We start from the raw sequence: 18,515 nt of genomic DNA on the forward strand, positions 1-18,515 counted from the left end.
ATGAAAATAGAAATTTTAATATCCACAATGAATAGACGAAATATTGAAGAACTAGAGCTTGAAACAAAGAATATATTTTCAGATTGTCTTATTGTAAATCAAATAACTACTAATAATTTGAAATTGATTAAAGAAGAGTTGACAAAAGGGAACGTAAGATTAATTTCATTTAGAGAAAGGGGTCTTTCAATAAGTAGAAATAGAGCATTGGAGAAAGCTAAGGGGGATATTTTACTTTTGACAGATGATGATGTTTATTATAAAAAAAATTTTGAAAAAAAGATTATGAAAGAATTCGAGAAAGATAAAAATTTAGATATATTGACATTTAAAGCAGAAACTTCAATGGGTGAAGATTTTAAAAGATATTCAAAAAAAAGTTATACTCACAATAGAAGAAGTATTTTAAAAGTTTCTTCCATAGAAATAGCCATAAGGAAAAGCAGTGTAGAAAAATTTGATTTAAAATATGATGAATTATTTGGCTTAGGTTCTTTATATGAAACAGGAGAGGAAAATATATTCTTGCAAGAAGCTTTAAAAAAAGGTTGTTCTATAAAGTTTGTTCCTATATCTGTAGCTATTCACTCAAAGGAAACTTCTAATAGAATGTTAACAGATAGAACTTTGTTCTCTAAGGGAGCTCTGTTTTTTAGATTATTTGGATGGTTTTCTTTAATTTTCAATCTATCTTTTATTTTAAAAAAAAGAAAAAAAATTTTGACAAGGACCTCATTAATTAATGCTATGAGTGAAATGTATAGAGGAACTTTAGATTATATAAGGCGGTGTAAATGTGGGGAAAGCTTCAATAATAACACCTATGTATAATGCGGAGCAGTATATCGGAGAAACTATATGCTCAATTCTTGATCAGACTTATGCAAACTGGGAAGCCATAGTAATAGATGACAATTCCACTGATAATGGAGCTGAAATAGTAGAAAAATTTGTAGAAAAAGATAGTAGGATAAAGCTCATAAAGCTTCAAGAGAATGTAGGAGGAGCTGTAGCTAGAAATATGGGAATAAAAGCTGCAAAAGGAGATTACATAGCATTTTTAGATAGTGATGACCTATGGCATCCTGAAAAGCTTAACAAGCAGGTACAGTTTATGGAAAATAATAATTATAGTTTAACCTATACCTGGTATGAAAAAATAGATGTTAATGGTAATTCGTTAGAAAAAATAATGAGGTCGAAAAACAGAGTAAACTATGAAGAAATGTTAAAATATAACTATATTGGCTGCCTGACAGCTATGTACAGCGTAAAGAGGTTAGGAAAAATTTATATGCCTGAGATTGGGAAGAGGCATGACTACGCATTATGGCTAGAAATTTTAAAAAGGACAGAGTTTGCTTACTGTTTGGAAGAAACACTGGCACAGTATCGACTTGTGCAGGGATCTTTATCAAGTTCTAAAATAAGCCTAATAAATTATCACTGGGCACTATTTAGAAGAATAGAAAAATTTGGACCAATTAAATCATCTTATTATTTAATATATAATATAATCAATAGATTGTTTTTGAAGAAAAAATTTATAAGCAAGACAGAAAAACTAAATTAGCAGAGTGGATTATTCTATAAATTCCAGTGATAGAATGAAGATAAGGGTAACAGGATATATAGGATTATCTAATGTAGTGTTACTGGTTCAGAACTATGAGGTAACAGCGCAGGATATAATAAGATATGATTAATAGTAAAAGGTCGCCTATACGTAGATAAGGAATTGCTTAAGAATAAGGAACTTAACTTGAAAGCAAGAGAGTCTTATGAAGGTGCAGAGTATGCAGGGATAGGAATTCTAACAGGTCACGACACAGATAGAAACTATTTTAATACTAAACCTGTAGAGGTAGTAATCTACGAATCGTTTTTAAAATATGGAGATGGTTTCTTTAATTCTCAGTTTATAAATGATCTGATAAAGTTTAAAGAGAAATGAGTAAAAGATTTCCTAAAGATCTAAAGGATATTGAGGTAAAGGTGTATACAGGAGGCCTTTTATAAAAGATTAATTCCAGGGTGCAGTTTAGTGTGCCCTTTTTATATTTTATGACAATGAAAACTGAATGAAACGTCAGCTCTATTCTTATGTTATACTAGTATAGATAAAAGTTATTAAAAAGGAGGAGACTTGTGAAGGGGATAGTGATGGCAGGTGGCAGTGGAACAAGACTTTATCCTGTGACACAGGGAATAAACAAGCAAATGATTCCAATATATGATAAACCAATGATATATTATCCACTATCAGTTTTAATGCTTTCTGGAATAAGAGAGATTCTGATTATAACAACAATAGAAGACATAAGAAACTATAAAAAGCTTTTAGGGAATGGAGAAAGGTTTGGCGTTTCTATTACTTATAAAGTTCAGAAGGCGCCACATGGATTGGGAGAAGCTTTTATAATAGGAGAAGAGTTTATCGGCAGTGATAGTGTAGCTCTTATACTTGGAGACAACATATTCTACGGATCTTTTTTTAGCGATACCCTTAAAAAGTGTATATCTTTAAGCAGGGGAGCCAGGATTTTTGGTTATTTTGTAAAAGATCCCAAAGATTTTGGGGTTGTAGAATTTAATGAAGAGGGGGAAGTGATCTCACTAGAAGAGAAGCCATTGCATCCCAGATCAAACTATGCGGTTCCAGGCCTTTATTTTTATGATAATACCGTGATAGAGAAGGCGAAGAGGTTAAAGCCTTCTGGTAGAGGAGAGCTGGAAATTACAGATATAAACAGGCTATATCTAGAGGAGGGATCATTGAGCTGTATCAACATGGGAAGAGGAATGGCATGGCTGGATACCGGAACCTTTGATGGTCTTGTAGATGCCACTAATTTTGTGAAGGCTATTCAGGACAGGCAGGGGATAATGATAGCCTGTCTCGAAGAGATTGCTTTTAATAAAGGGTGGATAAGTAGGGAAGAGGTGCTTAAGACATCAAAACCACTGCTCAAAACGAATTATGGTGGATACTTAATGGATCTGGTTAAACTGAAGGAGAAGAGATGAGGACTTATCTGATAACGGGAGGCTCAGGTTTTATAGGGGCTAACTTTATAAAGTATATGCTCAGAATATATCATGATATTAATATTGTGGTATTGGATAAGCTGACCTATGCAGGAAACCTGGGAACAATAAGAGAAGAGCTTAAGGATTCAAGAGTTACCTTCATAAAGGGGGATATCTGCAATAGAGAGCTTGTGGAGAATATTTTTGCAAATCATGATATAGATTATGTTGTTAACTTTGCAGCTGAATCCCATGTGGACAGGTCTATTGAAGATCCTGGGATATTCCTAAAAACTAATATCCTGGGAACCCAGATACTTATGGATACAGCAAAGAAGCATTGGAGTATAGGCAGAGATGAGAAGGGTTATCCTACCTACAAGGAAGGAAAGAAATTTCTACAGGTGAGTACAGATGAGGTATATGGAAGCCTTAAAAGGGATATCCCAGAAGGGCGAGAGCTATCAATCGAAGGTGAAGAAATGAAAGATCTACTTCAGGGAAGAGAAGTAATACCCAAAACCTTTGGTGAAAAGCTCTTTACAGAGGAAACTCCTCTGGATCCAAGGTCACCCTATGCAGTGTCTAAAGCAAGTGCAGATATGCTTGTGAGGTCCTATGGGGAAACCTATAGGTTTCCTATTAATATAACTAGGTGTTCCAACAACTACGGCCCATATCAATTTCCGGAAAAACTTATCCCCCTTATTATAAAAAATATATTAGAGGGAGAAAAGCTTCCAGTATATGGAGACGGCAGACAGGTGAGGGACTGGCTCTATGTAGAGGACCACTGTAGGGGAATAGACCTGGCTTTAAAAAAGGGAAGACTTGGCGAGATCTATAATATAGGAGGTTTCAATGAGGAACAAAATATTAACATTGTGAAGCTGACTATAGACATTATAAGAAAATTGATAATTGAAAATGGACAGTTGAAAGATGAGTATAGGGGTGTTATAAGGTGTACTCCGGAAACTATCTCCTATGATTTAATAAATCATGTGCAGGACAGACTGGGGCATGATGCGAGATATGCTATAGACCCTGCCAAGACAGTAGGAGAACTAGGATTCTATCCAGAGACCCCATTCACTGAAGGAATTGAAAGGACAATTAGATGGTATCTTGAAAATCAGGATTGGATGAAAGAGGTAGTGACTGGAGATTATAAGGAATATTATGATAAAATATACGGTAGGAGGTAGATAAATTGCCTTTGAATTATAAACATCTAGACAAGAGGTGAAATGATTGAAGATAACAGTAGTGGGAACTGGCTATGTAGGGCTGTCGAATGCAGTCTTAATGGCTCAGAATCATGAGGTAGTAGCACTGGATATAATAAAAGAAAGGGTAGATATGATAAACAGTAAGAAATCTCCTATAGTGGATCACGAGATCGAGGAATATCTTGAGAATAGGAAGCTTAATCTAAGGGCAACTCTGGATAAGAAGGAAGCCTATGAGGGAGCAGAGTATGTGGTGATAGCAACCCCTACAGACTATGATGTGGAGAGCAACTACTTTAACACCAAATCGGTAGAGGCTGTAATAGCTGATGTAGTCGAGATAAATCCAGAGGCAGTTATGATAATAAAGTCAACGCTACCTGTAGGCTATACCAAGTCGGTTAAGGAAAAGTTTGGTACAGATAACATAATATTTTCTCCGGAGTTCTTGAGGGAGGGGAAGGCACTTTATGACAACCTATATCCGTCGAGGATAATACTAGGTGAGGACAGTGAGAGGGCAAGGGTATTTGCTGACCTCCTTGCAGGGGGGGCTATCAAGGAGGAAATACCTACACTATTTATCGATTCCACAGAAGCTGAAGCTGTAAAGCTGTTTTCCAATACCTACCTGGCTATGAGGGTGGCATACTTTAATGAGCTGGATACCTATGCTGAAATAAGAGGACTATCTACTAGAGAAATAATAGAGGGAGTGGGATTAGATCCTAGGATAGGAAGTCACTACAACAATCCGTCATTTGGATACGGGGGCTACTGCCTGCCAAAGGACACCAAACAGCTGAGAGCAAACTATGAGAGCGTACCAAACAATATCATCCAGGCTATAGTGGATGCCAATAGGACAAGGAAAGATCATGTAGCAGAACAGATATTAAAGAGGAGTCCAAAGGTTGTAGGGATCTACAGGCTTACAATGAAGACGGATTCAGACAATTTCAGGACATCTGCTGTACAGGGGATAATGAAGAGGCTAAAGGCTAAGGGCGTAGAGGTCGTAATATATGAGCCTGTATTTGAAGATGGAGATAAATTTTTTAACTCTCAAGTTATAAATGATCTAAATAAATTTAAAGAGGCTTCGGATATTATTGTCACAAATAGACTAAATGAAGAGTTAGTTGATGTGGAAGACAAGATCTATACAAGAGATATTTTTGCAAGAGATTAATATTTAAAAAGAGCACAGTGACAGTATTCTTTTTTATGTTTTACTTAAATATAATATAGAGAAGAAGAGTAATAGAAGTAAAGAGAGATTATATCCTGTAACAAAGGGAGTAAACAAGAAATTACTTCCTCTTTGCGATAAGCTAATGATATACTAACCACTATCTGTGTTAGTGTTAGTAGGAATAAGATAGATATTATTAATAACAGCTCTTAAGGATTTAAACATTTATAAAAATCATCTTGGCAATGGAGAGAAATTAGGGGTTAGTATAAATTATGAAACTCAAAAGGAACCTAAAGGGTTAGTAAAAGCTTTATAATTGAAGAAAAATTTATTTGAAATGACACTTTAAAAAGAAGGGAGCTAAAGTTTTTGTATATTTTGCAAAAATTCCTAGAAAGTTTGGTGTTAGAGATTTTGACAAAAATGAAAACGTCATTTTTATCGAAGAAAAGCCAAGGATATTTAAGTTAAACTATGTTATACCAAGACTTTATTTTTATTATAAGAATGTGGTACAGGAAGTTAAAATATTAAAGCCTCTAGAGAGAAGAAGCTAGAGATAATAGGCATTAATAAGTTCTATTTACAAGAAGAGAAATAAGTTCTTACAGGGAAATACAGGCGAGGTATAAGGAACTTTAAAGGGAGGATTTATAGATGGAAATACGTTAATTAAAAACAAAAAGTTAATAGCCGCAAATGGAATAAAATTAGAAGACTTAAATAAAGTTTTGGAGGGTAGAAAGATTATACCAAAGGTATTTGTAGAAGAGGTCTGTTTTAGAACCAAGAAGTTCCTATGAAGTTTATGAGACTAGTACAGATATGCTTAAGAAAGCTTATGTAGATATTTATATGTTTCCTGCAAAGATTACTAGGTAAGGCAACAACTATGGATCATATCAATTTCCAGAGAAATTGATTCCAGTGATTATCAAAAAATTTTGAAGAAAGAGAATACCTTGTATATGTAGATTATCATTGTAGGGAATAGCTCTAATAATATAAGTATGATTAATGGTTATATTTTTAGCGAGAGAATGAAATGAAGTTAGAAATTAAGTTGTTTAAGTTTATGATATGATTTATAGAAGTTTTAATAGGGTCAAATAAAGGCATGGAGTTAGGAAGAAATACATTGGATTTGTATTAAAAATATAGGAAGAATGAATAGATTGAGAGGAGTTAAAGAATTTTATTATGAGAAAGATTACAATTTTTAACACTTGGTGTTCAAGCAATAATACAGGTGATGAAATAATTATGTCAGCATATGTTCCAATAATAAAAGAAGTTTTTAAAGACGATCTTTTTGTAGAGTTACCGACTCATACTGGTCTTGGAGATGCGGGACATAAAACTTTTGAAGGTAGTAATTATGGAATTGTTTGTGGGACTAATCTATTATCCACTAAAATGAAAGCAACAGCAAGTAGAAATCAATGGAAAATTGGGTTAATAGATGCTATTAATCTTGGGAATGTTGTATTAATGGGAGTTGGAGCTTCAAAATATACAACTAAAGTATCGATCGCTTCTAAGTTTATATTGAAAAGAATTTTATCAAAAGATAAAATTCATTCAGTTAGAGATGAATATACTAAAAATAAGTTAAATGAAATTGGAATAAAAAATGTATTAAATACATCATGTGCCACAATGTGGAGTTTAACCTCTGAACATTGTAAAGGGATACCAAGAACAAAAGGGAAAAGTGTTGTAACAACATTAACAGATTATAATAGAGATTTAGAAAAAGACAAAAGAATGTTTGAAATCTTACAAGCTAATTATGAAAAAGTTTACTTTTGGCCTCAATCATTTAAGGATATAGATTATTTTAATCGTTTAAATATTGAAAAAGTTATAACTATTGCTCCAAATCTTTTTAGTTTCGATAAAATATTGAAGGAAGAATCGTCGATAGATTTTGTAGGAACAAGACTTCATGGAGGAATAAGAGCTATGCAAAACTTAAGGAGAACAATAATTATAGGAATTGATAATAGAGCTTTAGAAAAAAAATCTTTTGGAATAAAGGTAGTTGAAAGAAGCGAGATAGATTCTTTAGGTGAAATTATAAATGAGGAGTTTTATACAGCGTTAAATCTTCCTTGGGAAGATATTGCAAAATGGAAAGAGCAATTTAAAGAAAAAAGTACGGAAACAGCATACAAACCAATGTTTTCTTTCTATGATAAAAGAAGAACAATAAAAATAATGAGAAAAATATTGGGTAATTTTAAAGCACTATAAAATATTAAGGGGGAATTATAAGGTAATGTAACACCTTTTGTGTTTTCTCCTAACTTAATTACTGAATAAGCCAGCAGGCTCTTTAGAATAAATATTCTGAGAGCCTGTTTTCATATTTAATTGCCAATTGTCCCAGGATCTGATCCCAGCTTACCTCCCAGCTCCTTAGAGCATACGGATATTTGGCTTTCCAGGAATCCTTAACGGAATTAAGAGCGGCTATGCCTGCTTCATCATTAGGAGCTGTATATATGGATTTTAAGTTATGCGCAAAAGATTTCCTGTCTTTGTAGCTTACATATTTTAAAGTATTCCTGATCTGATGAACTATACACCTCTGAAACTGAGCCTGGGGGAATACACTTAGAATAGCATTATCAAAGCCATTCAGGCCGCCTACAGAGGCTATTAAGATATCTTTAATCCCTCTGTTTTTAAGGTCAGTCATTACAGATAACCAGAACTTCGAAGTTTCATTTTCACCTATGTATATTCCAAGAATTTCTTTTCTTCCTTCCAGAGTAATTTCCAAGACAACGTAGGCAGCCTTTTTAACAATCCTATTTTCCTCTTTTACCGAGTAGTGTATGGCATCAAGGAAGATGAAGGGGTATACAGGGTCAAGAGGTCTGTTCTGCCATTCCTGAATCAGAGGAATTAGTTTATCTGTTATTCTGCTCACGCTTTCAGCAGAAACGCTGACTCCATAGATATCCTGAACATGGGAGCTGATGTCTATGGTGCTCATACCCTTTCCATAGAGCGATAGTATATTGTCTTCCAGGTTTGATATATCTCTTTGGTGCTTTTCAACAATCTTAGGCTGGTACGCGCCTTCTCTATCTCTAGGGACTAGCAGGTCAAGGTTTTCAGCGCTTGATTTAACGGTTTTCTTGTACTTTCTATTTCTGATGTTGTTGGTTGATTTATTAGCTAAATCATACTTGGAGTATCCAAGTTCCTCTTCAATTTCAGACTCTAGAGCTTCCTGTATGGTATCTTTAAAGATATCCTTTAAAGCATTTTCGATATCTTTGATGGATTTAAAGTTTCCTTCTCTGACAAAATCTCTAACAAGTTCCTTTGGTAATCCAGACATAAAAAATTCCTCCCTTAATTACCTCGATACAACAGTATCATTCAGTAATCAAGAGAAGGATCTAAAAATACAAAACTATTTACATTACCAATTATAATTAAAGAAGAGACCTGAAAGCGTATAACAGCTTAAAGGCCTCTTTTATTATTAAGTTGTTTTAGGAATGACATACTTGCTTTTAGGGCTTCCTAAGTATAGCCCACATAAAGTGGAAGCTGGAGTCATAGCATAGGTTTTTGTAAGAGAAGCTCCTGTTTTTTCTCCCTCTACTATCTTGAAGATCTCCTCCTTCATAGAATGATGAGGCAAGGATGGATATCCAATAGCTGGTCTCAATCCTATATTCCAGTTGCTATTGCTTATATAGCTTTGAAGGTACTCAGAAGTAGCTTCAGTCAGAGTATTGGCTAGTAACTGATGGGTAATGTTATCCTCCTCTACAGCTCTTATAGAAGCCACAAAGCCCCCTATATAGTCCTCCTCCTCTATATAATCGGCCAGGGACTCATTTGTTTCTCCAAGGTCCCTTACAAGGGGAAGTTCTATTCCCTCTACCTCTACTGTATCCTCTATTCTTCTGCAGGGAAAAATCCCTACTGCAGCCTTGGCTTTTACATCTTTCAACTTCCAGTTTTCTAGAATCTCCTTAGCTTCATCTAAAGTCCTTTCCTCATGAGATGTCCCCTTTACCTTTAGTGCATGTAAAAGGATATTCCAGTTTATATGTGGCTCCAGCTTATCCAAAGGTATCTCCATATACTCCCTTCCTATCTTTTTAGGTGGTACTGGGGAATATCTCACCTGTTTCCTGTTCCTTCTGGCCTCTTCAACGTTCTTTAAAGGTTTCTTTTCCTTATTGTTGTAGTAAGCCTCTGAAATTAAGCTGTAGTTATTCATAACAGAATCTATATATTGAAAGTTGTCGATACTCAAAAGGCTTCCCACTACAGGAAGGGTTGAGGATGCATCGGTAACATGGAAGACTTTTCTTTTATATTTAGGTTCCAGCTTAAGGGCTGTATGGAGTCTGGAGGTGGCAGCTCCCCCAATTAGGATTGGGATGTTAAGTTTCTTCTCATGGAAGAGGGACACAACCTTCTCCATCTCAGTTAGAGAGGGGCTTATCAGACCGCTCAGGGTAACCAGGTCTACGTTGTTCTTGACAGCTTCCTCCAGTATGATCTCCTTTTCAACCATTACTCCCAGATCTATTACCTCATAGCCGTTGCACTTCAGCACAGTGGCAGTAATATTCTTTCCGATATCGTGGACATCTCCTCTTACTGTAGCCATGAGGATTCTTCCTCTGGCGGTTCTTTGTATCTCAGACCCCTTTTCCATAAGGGGAGTTAGAAGATTTACAGCTTCCTCCATTGCAGAGGCAGATCTTATTATCTGGGGAAGATAGAGTTCACCATTTTCAAATCTATCTCCCACAGCAGTCATCCCCTTCATGAGGATATCCTGGATAATATTCAGAGGTTTGTAGTGGTTGAGAGCTTCCTCTATATCCTTCCTGAAGGTGGAGCTTCCCCCTCTAAGGATAGCAGATTTAAGTCTCTCCTCTACTTTCTCCTCCTTAACTATCTCCTCTATTTTTTTTTGAGGAGTAGTATCAAAGTTGTAGTCAAGGATCTTCTCCACCACATCCTGCCCCTCTAGGAGCTCCTCTATTATCCCTCTGAGATCTTCTGAAGGATTCCCCTCCTCACCGGGGTTCACTATAGCCATGGAAAGTCCCTTCTCCCTGGCTTTTGCTAAAAACACACTGTGGATAGCTCTTCTCAGGGGATTATTTCCCCTGAAGGCAAAGGAAAGGTTGCTTACCCCTCCAATGGTTCTGGCACCTGGAAGGTTATCCCTGATCCAGCTCACAGCTTGGAGAAAGGATACAGCATGGTACCTGTCCTCATTCCTTCCCGTTCCTATGGTGAGGATATTGGTGTCGAAAACAATATCCCTTCCATCCCATCCGCTATCTGTAAGAAGTTTGTAGGCTCTTCTGGCTATCTCAATCTTTCTTTCAGAGGTAACTGCCTGCCCTCCCTCATCGAAGGCCATGACCACAACAGCACTTCCATACTTTTTTATCAGAGAGGCTTTTCTGAGAAACTCCTCTTCTCCCTCCTTGAGGCTTATTGAGTTAACAATTGCCCTTCCAGGTATATTTTTCAGGGCTTCTTCAACTACACGGAAGTTGGAGGAATCTATCATCACAGGGACCTTGGAGGTATAGGCATCGTTCCCCAGGATCTTCAGGAAGGTTTTCATCTCCTCTACAGAGTCAAGGAGAGCATCATCCAGACTTAGATCTATAATATGGGCACCCCTCTCAATTTGATTTCTAGAGATCTCCAGAGCTTCCTCATACTTTTTTTCCTCTATGAGTCTTCTGAACTTTCTGGAGCCAGCCACATTATTTCTCTCTCCCACTACTAGGAAATCTAAGCTCTTGGGAAGAAGAGCATTTCCCGAAAGAAATGGGATATCTTTTATTTTTGCAGGAACACGGGGTTTCTTTCCTTGAGAGTAGCTGCTTATAAGGTCGATATGATGTGGTGTGGTCCCGCAGCATCCCCCTATAATATTGATCCCACAACTGTCTATGAGAGGCTTTAAGTATTCCAGGGTTGTCTCAGGGAGCTCATCATACCTTCCCTCAGCATTTGGAAGGCCTGCATTGGGATAGATGGAGAGATATTTATCGGTAACCTCTCCTACTTTTCTAACCAGGGGAATGAGGTCCTTGGCTCCAAAGGAACAGTTTAGTCCATAGGAGACGATGGAATCCCTGTCCACCGATCTTATAAGGGAGTAGATATCCTGTCCCGACAGAAGTCTTCCCTCCCTGTCTACAGTTGCAGATATCATAATCGGGAGCATCCTTCCCTTGAGTTCAAAGATCTCTTCTGCAGCTATGACAGCAGCCTTGGCATTTAGTCCGTCAAAGATGGTTTCGATAAGAAGGATATCAGCCCCTCCCTCCATAAGCCCTTCAACTTGAACCTTATATGCTTCAAGGAGCTCATCAAACTCCACATCCCTGGATATAGGGTCCTCCTTTGTGGGGATGGAAGCACTCTTACTTGTAGGTCCCAGAGATCCCGCCACCCATATCTTTCTACCGCTTTTTTCTTGGGCTTCCAGGGCTGCCTCCCTTGCAATGGCAGCTCCCTCACATGCCAGTTTGTATGCCAGGTCTCCTATACCGTACTTCTCCAGGGAGATCCAGTTAGCATTGAAGGTATTGGTTTCTATAATGTCGGCCCCAGCCTGGATATACCTTTTGTGGATATCCAAGATTACATCCCTTCTTGTAAGGTTAAGGATCTCATGACAGCCTGCCAGTTCCCTATCGTTATATATATAGCTTTCACTATCTAAGCTGTAGTCCTGTATAGCGGTACCTGTAGCACCGTCAAGGATCATTATTTTCTCATTTAATATATCTATCAATTCTTTCTTCATAACTTCCCCCAGTTTCTTTGGTAGTTTTCAAAAATTTGTGTCGATACTCTCCTAGAGATCTACTCGGTTATTAGTGCAATTCGTGATAGCTTCTTAATCAGTTCAAATAATAGCAAATATCTAGTCGGCGATGTATGTAAACCTATTCTGTTTCAATTAGTTCCTTGTGGAGGGCACACTGGGCTCTCTTCACATCCTCCTCTGGGATGATACAGGAGATATTGATCTCCGAGCAGGAGACTCCCTCTACCTCTATCCCCTCCCTGGATAAGATATCAAAGACAGTGGCAGCTGTCCCCTTGGACTTTACACCCAGGCCAATAACCGATACCTTGGCAAGTTCCTTCCTCCACGAAACCTCTCCTGTTTCTATCGCCGAAAGAGCACTATCCAGATACTCCTCTTTGATGATACAGGAGATCTCCGTTCTTCCCCTCTGATAGTTGTGGGTAATGACATCTATATTAGCTCCGCTCCTTGAGATAGCCCCGATGGTATCTGAAAGTGAGAGACACCTTCCCTCTATGGATACCTTTGTGAGGTTTTCTGTAGCAGCTATTCCTCTGATTACATGCTTTTCCATATGCTTCTCCTCCCCTATTCTTGTTCCCTCCCTCCAGTTAAAGGAGGACCTCAGGTGTATATCTATTCCATATTTTGCAGCTAACTCCACACTCCTTGAGTGAAGGACCTTAGCTCCGGAACCAGCCATCTCTATCATCTCCTCATAGGAGATGTCGGAGTGTTTGACCGCTCCCTCCACAATACGGGGATCGGCACTGTATACTCCATCTACATCTGTATAGATATCCACCTCTCTAGCTCCCAGAGCAGCCCCCAGAGCTACAGCACTGGTATCTGAGCCACCCCTTCCCAGAGTTGTTACAGCTCCACCTGGAGTAACTCCCTGGAACCCTGCCACTATCACAACATAGCCTTCATCCAGCTTCCTCTTGACCATCTCAGTATGGATTTCTTTTATCCTGGCGCTGTTGTGCTCTCCCACAGTTATAATTCCCAGCTGGGAAGCTGTATAGGATATGGCCTTTACTCCAAGGTTCTCCAGAGCCATTGCCATGAGGGCTATGGAGATCTGCTCCCCTGTAGAGAGGAGGACATCCAGTTCCCTTCCCCTGGGGTTGCTGTTTATAGATTTGGCTCTTTCTATAAGTTCATCGGTCATCCCCCCTGGAGCTGAGACCACCATAACTATCTGATGCCCCTCCTTTATCCTGTCTCTGACATTGTAGGCCACCTCCATTACCCTTGTTACATTCTTAACAGATGTACCCCCGTATTTCTCCACAAGTAGTGCCATAGCTTTCCCCCTCTTAGGTTTGAATTTTTTTGACGAAACCTTCCTCCTTTGCTATAAATTACTTAAAATAAAGGCTGTTAAATTTCTCTTAAAGCCTTGATTAAATGTCGGCTGCAGATAGTCGGCGAGCTTCACAGAATAAATTGCGTCGTTTCGTTATACAGAATAGGTTCTATCTAGAGCCAATGAAAAGAAACGGAAACTTTGCTCTGCTTTGAAAGACAATGATCGAAAGACTTGAACTTTGGGCACCTTTTTTTCAAGAGAAAGGTGCAAATAAAGTAACTTAAAACGGAGTTTTTTTTGAGATCTCCATATTTATTTAATCTCACTTATAAAATTTAACCACTCTCTGTAAAACTCCTCCCTGTGTGTATCCCAGGTAAGAGAAGGTTCTCTGGAGGGGTCGTTTTCTGGAAAGTAGTTTTCAGGAAGCTCCCTCCCGTCCCTTCCATACTCATATTGCAGCCTCTCCTTCTGATACTCCCCGTGACCGCTGATAAAGATCTCCCTGTAGTCCGGTGAGCTGCACATATAGACCCCAGCTTCCTCAGAGAAGTTTAATACCTTTAATCCGGCCTTCTCTATGGACTCCCTTCTGTTGTAGGTCCCCCTGGAGTGGGGAGCCAGAAAATCCTCCCCTATGAAGGGATTTTCAAGGTTTCTGTGGTGGAAGACCCCGAAGAGCTTCCTCTCAAGGGAGTGCTTTTCGATCTTATACCTTGAATAGAGGGCCCCCTGGGCTCCCCAGCAGATATAGATGGAGGGAAGGGTATTATCCTTAAAGAACTTGTCCAGCTCCTCCCAGTAACCTACTTTCTCAAAGGGGAGTTCCTCCACAGGGGCCCCGGTAACTATTATTCCGTCATAATTTCTCTCCTTATAGCTGTGAAGGGGATAGTAGTTATCTTTGAGGTACTCCCTAGAGGAGTTCTTAGGATTATGGGTAGAGGGATAGAGAAACTCCACCTCTACCCTTCTATCATATCTTCCAAGAACAGTGAAAAACTGATACTCCACCTCATCCTTGTAGGGCATGAGGTTAACTATCCCTATCCTTATATCTCCCCTTCCCTTGGTGAACGTAATCCCCTCCAGAGCAGCTCTCTCAGCTCCCTTGAACTTCCTATCTATATAGATCCCCATTAGACTACCTCCTCAAAGGACTCCCTTATATTCTCAATCCTTCTCATGATCTCTCTTGTCACCTCTACCTTGTTCATGGTATAGATATGCACCCCCCTTACTCCCGAGGAGATAAGGTCTATTATCTGCTCCACAGCATAGGCTATTCCAGCTTCCTTAAGGGCCTCGGGCTTATCTTCATACCTGTCCAGTATCTTTTGAAACTTAGGAGGGATGCTGCATCCGCAGAGTTCAGTAATCTTCTTGATCTGCCTGGCATCGGTCACAGGAATAACTCCCGGAATGAGGGGGATGTGGATCCCAAGCTTTTCTACCTTCTCCTGGAACTCATAGTAGAAGTTGTTGTCGAAGAAGATCTGGGAGATGAGGAAGTCCGTTCCTGCTTCTACCTTCTTCTTCAGATAGAAGAGATCCAGGAGATCATTGTTCTCCAAATGGCCCTCGGGATAGTACGCTCCCCCTATGGTAAAGGTATCCTTCCTTCTAATCCTTGTTACTAGGTCTGAGGCATAGTTGAAATCTCCCCCCAGCAGCTCTCCCTCTAAAGGTTCATCTCCCCTGAGGGCAAGGATATTGTGGACACCGTTATCCTTGAGCTCCTGAAGGGTTCTGTCTATCTCCGCAGTGGTTGCTCCTATACAGGTCAGGTGTGCCAGAGCTTCGATATTGTGAATATTTTTTATTCTGGAGGCTATCTCTACGCTCCTCCCCCTGGTAGTCCCTCCGGCACCATAGGTAACGCTGATATAGTCGGGCTTTAGTTTAGCCAGTTCATCCATGGTGGAGTACACCCTCTCTATGGGATACTTCTCATTGGGTGGAAATATCTCAAAGGATATAACAGGTTTCTTTCTCTTATACAATTCATTTATAGACATAGGTCTTCCCCCTCTTTATTTCACATGTAATAAAATTATGTAGACGTTCTTGCTTCTGTTGAATTATGGGCCTCTCCCCTAAATAGTTAATCTACCTTAGCTATCTCACTATGAGACTTTAGAACGTTAGTTTCAGCCTCTAAACTCCTTGAGATAGCTCTCTCCAGGTCCTCGATAAGGTCCTCAGCGCTTTCTATCCCCACAGAGATCCTTATGGTTTCAGGTTTTATTCCGCACTGAAGGAGCTCCTCAGTGCTAAGCTGACCGTGAGTAGTGGTAGCTGGATGGATAATAAGGGACTTGGCATCAGCCACATTGGCCAGATGGGAGAAGAGCTCCAGGGAATCTATAAACCTTCCGGCTCTCTCCCTTCCCCCCTTAAGTCCAAAGGTGAAGATGGATGTAGGTCCATTCTTAAGATACCTTTCTACTAACTTTTTTTGCTCCTCCCCTGAAAACTCCGGGTGGGTGATCCACTCTACCTCTGGGTGGTTATCCAGGTAGCTGGCTATCCTTCTGGCATTCTCCACATGTCTTTCAAGCCTCAGGGAGAGGGTCTCCAGCCCCTGGAGGATGAGGAAGGAGTTAAATGGAGAGAGAGCTGCTCCAGTGTCTCTCAGGAGCTTTACCCTAGCTCTGAGAATATATGCTGATTCTCCCAGGTTGGAATACTTTAAACCATGGTACCCCTCATCTGGAGTGTTGAAGTTTTGAAACTTGTCTTTGCTCCAGTCAAACCTTCCTCCATCTACAACTACCCCGGCTATGGTAGTCCCGTGGCCTCCCAGGAACTTAGTAGCTGAGTAGACCACTATATCAGCCCCATGCTCCAAAGGCTTGATGAGGTATGGTGTGGCAAAGGTGTTGTCCACAATGAGAGGTAGCTCATGGCTGTGTGCCAGGGCAGAGATAGCCTCTATATCGATTACCTGACCACTGGGATTTCCAAGGCTCTCTATATAGACCCCTCTGGTTCTTTCGGTTATCAGTTTCTCTATCTCCTGGGGATTTTCTGGATCGAAAAACCTGGTGGTTATTCCGAAATCCTTCAGGGTATTTGCCAGAAGGTTGTAGGTACCCCCATATAGGTTGTTAGAGGCGATGATCTCATCCCCGGCTCTTGCTATATTTAAGATTGAATAGGTAACAGCAGCAGATCCAGAAGCCACAGTCAGAGCCCCCACTCCCCCCTCAAGGAGGGTCATCCTCTTCTCCAGAACCTCAGTAGTGGGGTTTCCCAGACGTGTATAGATATTTCCGGGCTCCTCCAGATTAAATAGCCTTGCAGCATGGGTGGTATCTTTAAAAACGTAGGATGATGTCTGATAGATTGGTACTGCCCTTGCTCCTGTGGCAGTATCTGGCTCCTGTCCTCCATGTAGCTGTAGTGTCTCAAATCTGTAAGTCATACTTCTCCTCCTAGATATAAAAAATAAGATATAAAAAAGACTCCATTCACCTAAATGAGTCTTTAGATGAATAGAGTCTTCGACAAGTATGTACTTATCCCCTTCATATCCATCTTCTCAGGAATTAGCACCACACCCATTGGGTAGGTTGCTGAAGCTTCATAGGGCCAGTCCCTCCACTTCTCTTGATGGGATTGTCTTTTACAGCAAGACAATCATATTCAGTTTCAATAACCCCTTGAGAGTTATTAGATACGACTTTATCACAGGGGGATGCAGCATGTCAATATTTTTTTAAAAAATTATTTAAATTTAGCCAAACTTTTACCCTATAGCGGGTGAAACGCTTTTTCTTTTCATTGGGAGTGGAGGGATTATTAATTCTAAAAAAAAGTAAGTTTTACTTCACAAAATATGGAAAAAAATAGTATTATATAATTTAATTAGTGGTTTATTTTTTTAAGACAAATAAAACAATGTTCATTATATAAAAACCTTTAAATATATAACTTTTGAAGATTTACAATTTTTATTAAGAAGTATGACAACTCTGAAACTTGACTGAGGAAAGTGTTTGATAGGAATTTATTTTTACAAAAAAATTTTCATTGAGTAGACAAAATCTACTGACTTAAGGTGGGAATTCTGATAACATAAAATGCTAAGGGGAGGTGGCTATGGACACATTACTTGTGATGAACCGAATTATGGGAAGGTATAAGTCTATATTAAAAAACGAAGAAGTAAATCTGACATTTAACGAGACGCTGGCCATAGAAGCAATCAAGAGAAAAAGGTGCACTAAAAATAATGTAAAAGATGTCCTTTTGAAGGATAAATCTTATATCTCTAGACTTATAGACAGTCTTCTTTCACGGGGAATTCTTGAAAAATCAGGAAATGAGTATCTCCTGACAGGTGAGGGAGAGGAGATCTACAGAAGGACAAATGAGATCTACACCTTTATAAGAGAGGAATACAAGAAGGAAATAACTGATGAGGAGTTGGATGTAATAATAAAAAGTCTCAACAGTATAGAGGAAGCTTTAAAGAGCTATTAAAATTAAGTTTGGAGCAGTTATCAGTCTTTGGTCTAACAGGAGGAAGAGCTATGCTTGGGGTAATTGAAGAAAGGAAAGTAATGGAAGTTTCCAGGGAAGCTAAGGGAATGGAAGATTTAAAGAGGGAGAAGGATCACTACTGTCAGGAGATGAGTGGAAGAGCTGGCTGTAAGTGGCTTCAAAGTGGTGACTGTGTAATATCCAACAAAAAGTGTGAAAAATCATAGAGTATTTAAAAAGAACCGAGTAATCGGTTCTTTTTTTGTTATAAGATGTATTCATTTCTTGTCATGACATACCATTTTTCTAAAGTTTACTAAAGTAAACTAAGAACAAAGGCAAAACGAATCAAAGAAAGTCTAGTCCTATGTAATGTCTCTCTGGTAAGTCTATTAATATACGACCTTTGACAGCTACAAT

15 protein-coding genes, 1 pseudogene and 1 riboswitch are annotated in these 18,515 nt (G+C 39.0%); of the genes and pseudogenes, 10 read left to right on the forward strand and 6 right to left on the reverse strand.

Annotated features, from left to right (window positions below; all coding sequences use genetic code 11):
• The 8 genes and pseudogenes from QMG11_RS11625 to QMG11_RS11655 all read left to right on the forward strand — a co-directional run bounded on the left by QMG11_RS11625 (window position 1) and on the right by QMG11_RS11655 (window position 7,716).
• Window positions 1-831 (forward strand): glycosyltransferase family 2 protein, encoded by an 831-nt coding sequence (locus QMG11_RS11625; protein ID WP_281836165.1) that lies wholly within the window; start codon window positions 1-3, stop codon window positions 829-831.
• Window positions 797-1,573, forward strand: coding sequence for a glycosyltransferase family 2 protein (locus QMG11_RS11630; RefSeq protein ID WP_281836166.1), 777 nt, complete (start codon window positions 797-799; stop codon window positions 1,571-1,573). Before QMG11_RS11625 ends, QMG11_RS11630 begins: the two co-directional genes overlap by 35 nt.
• Before the next feature lie 189 nt (window positions 1,574-1,762).
• A complete protein-coding gene (locus QMG11_RS11635) occupies window positions 1,763-1,954 on the forward strand; it encodes a hypothetical protein (RefSeq protein WP_281836167.1) in 192 nt (63 codons plus the stop codon).
• A gap of 194 nt (window positions 1,955-2,148) precedes the next feature.
• Window positions 2,149-3,027, forward strand: coding sequence for a glucose-1-phosphate thymidylyltransferase RfbA (gene rfbA / locus QMG11_RS11640; RefSeq protein WP_281836168.1), 879 nt, complete (start codon window positions 2,149-2,151; stop codon window positions 3,025-3,027).
• Complete coding sequence (locus tag QMG11_RS11645; protein ID WP_281836170.1) at window positions 3,024-4,238, forward strand: dTDP-glucose 4,6-dehydratase; 1,215 nt, start codon at window positions 3,024-3,026, stop codon at window positions 4,236-4,238. Before rfbA ends, QMG11_RS11645 begins: the two co-directional genes overlap by 4 nt.
• Window positions 4,239-4,284: 46 nt before the next feature.
• On the forward strand, window positions 4,285-5,454 hold the full coding sequence (locus tag QMG11_RS11650; RefSeq protein WP_281836171.1) for a nucleotide sugar dehydrogenase: 1,170 nt from the start codon (window positions 4,285-4,287) through the stop codon (window positions 5,452-5,454).
• 374 nt (window positions 5,455-5,828) lie between these two features.
• A pseudogene (locus QMG11_RS20055) lies at window positions 5,829-6,017 on the forward strand (sugar phosphate nucleotidyltransferase); the annotation flags it as partial.
• A 643-nt stretch (window positions 6,018-6,660) separates the two neighbouring features.
• Window positions 6,661-7,716: a polysaccharide pyruvyl transferase family protein gene (locus tag QMG11_RS11655; RefSeq protein ID WP_281836172.1), complete on the forward strand. Its 1,056-nt coding sequence runs from the start codon at window positions 6,661-6,663 to the stop codon at window positions 7,714-7,716.
• A gap of 82 nt (window positions 7,717-7,798) precedes the next feature.
• Here QMG11_RS11655 and QMG11_RS11660 read toward each other — a convergent pair whose 3' ends face one another.
• The 6 genes from QMG11_RS11660 to QMG11_RS11685 form a co-directional block, all read right to left on the reverse strand.
• The gene (locus QMG11_RS11660) at window positions 7,799-8,815 is read right to left on the reverse strand and encodes an IS256 family transposase (RefSeq protein ID WP_281836174.1); all 1,017 of its coding nucleotides are present in this window, start codon (window positions 8,813-8,815) and stop codon (window positions 7,799-7,801) included.
• Between the two features lie 147 nt (window positions 8,816-8,962).
• The gene (gene metH, locus QMG11_RS11665) at window positions 8,963-12,283 is read right to left on the reverse strand and encodes a methionine synthase (RefSeq protein ID WP_281836176.1); all 3,321 of its coding nucleotides are present in this window, start codon (window positions 12,281-12,283) and stop codon (window positions 8,963-8,965) included.
• A gap of 142 nt (window positions 12,284-12,425) precedes the next feature.
• Entirely contained in the window at window positions 12,426-13,601 is a 1,176-nt protein-coding gene (locus QMG11_RS11670; protein ID WP_281836177.1) for an aspartate kinase, read from the reverse strand.
• 318 nt (window positions 13,602-13,919) lie between these two features.
• Window positions 13,920-14,747, reverse strand: a complete 828-nt coding sequence (locus QMG11_RS11675; protein WP_281836179.1) for a homoserine O-acetyltransferase/O-succinyltransferase family protein — start codon at window positions 14,745-14,747, stop codon at window positions 13,920-13,922.
• A complete protein-coding gene (gene metF / locus QMG11_RS11680; RefSeq protein WP_281836181.1) occupies window positions 14,747-15,625 on the reverse strand; it encodes a methylenetetrahydrofolate reductase [NAD(P)H] in 879 nt (292 codons plus the stop codon). The genes QMG11_RS11675 and metF overlap by 1 nt, the downstream gene beginning before the upstream one ends.
• An 86-nt stretch (window positions 15,626-15,711) precedes the next feature.
• Window positions 15,712-17,034, reverse strand: coding sequence for an O-acetylhomoserine aminocarboxypropyltransferase/cysteine synthase family protein (locus QMG11_RS11685; protein WP_281836183.1), 1,323 nt, complete (start codon window positions 17,032-17,034; stop codon window positions 15,712-15,714).
• Window positions 17,035-17,141: 107 nt separating this feature from the next.
• Window positions 17,142-17,229, reverse strand: a riboswitch (SAM riboswitch).
• A gap of 482 nt (window positions 17,230-17,711) precedes the next feature.
• On the opposite strand from QMG11_RS11685, the gene QMG11_RS11690 reads away from it, so the two are divergent.
• Together QMG11_RS11690 and QMG11_RS11695 are read left to right on the forward strand one after the other, a co-directional pair.
• A complete protein-coding gene (locus QMG11_RS11690; RefSeq protein ID WP_281836185.1) occupies window positions 17,712-18,095 on the forward strand; it encodes a winged helix DNA-binding protein in 384 nt (127 codons plus the stop codon).
• Between the two features lie 50 nt (window positions 18,096-18,145).
• On the forward strand, window positions 18,146-18,322 hold the full coding sequence (locus tag QMG11_RS11695; protein ID WP_281836186.1) for a hypothetical protein: 177 nt from the start codon (window positions 18,146-18,148) through the stop codon (window positions 18,320-18,322).
• Window positions 18,323-18,515: the final 193 nt, after the last annotated feature.

Source organism: Propionigenium maris DSM 9537, assembly GCF_027925155.1.
Classification (GTDB): domain Bacteria; phylum Fusobacteriota; class Fusobacteriia; order Fusobacteriales; family Fusobacteriaceae; genus Propionigenium; species Propionigenium maris.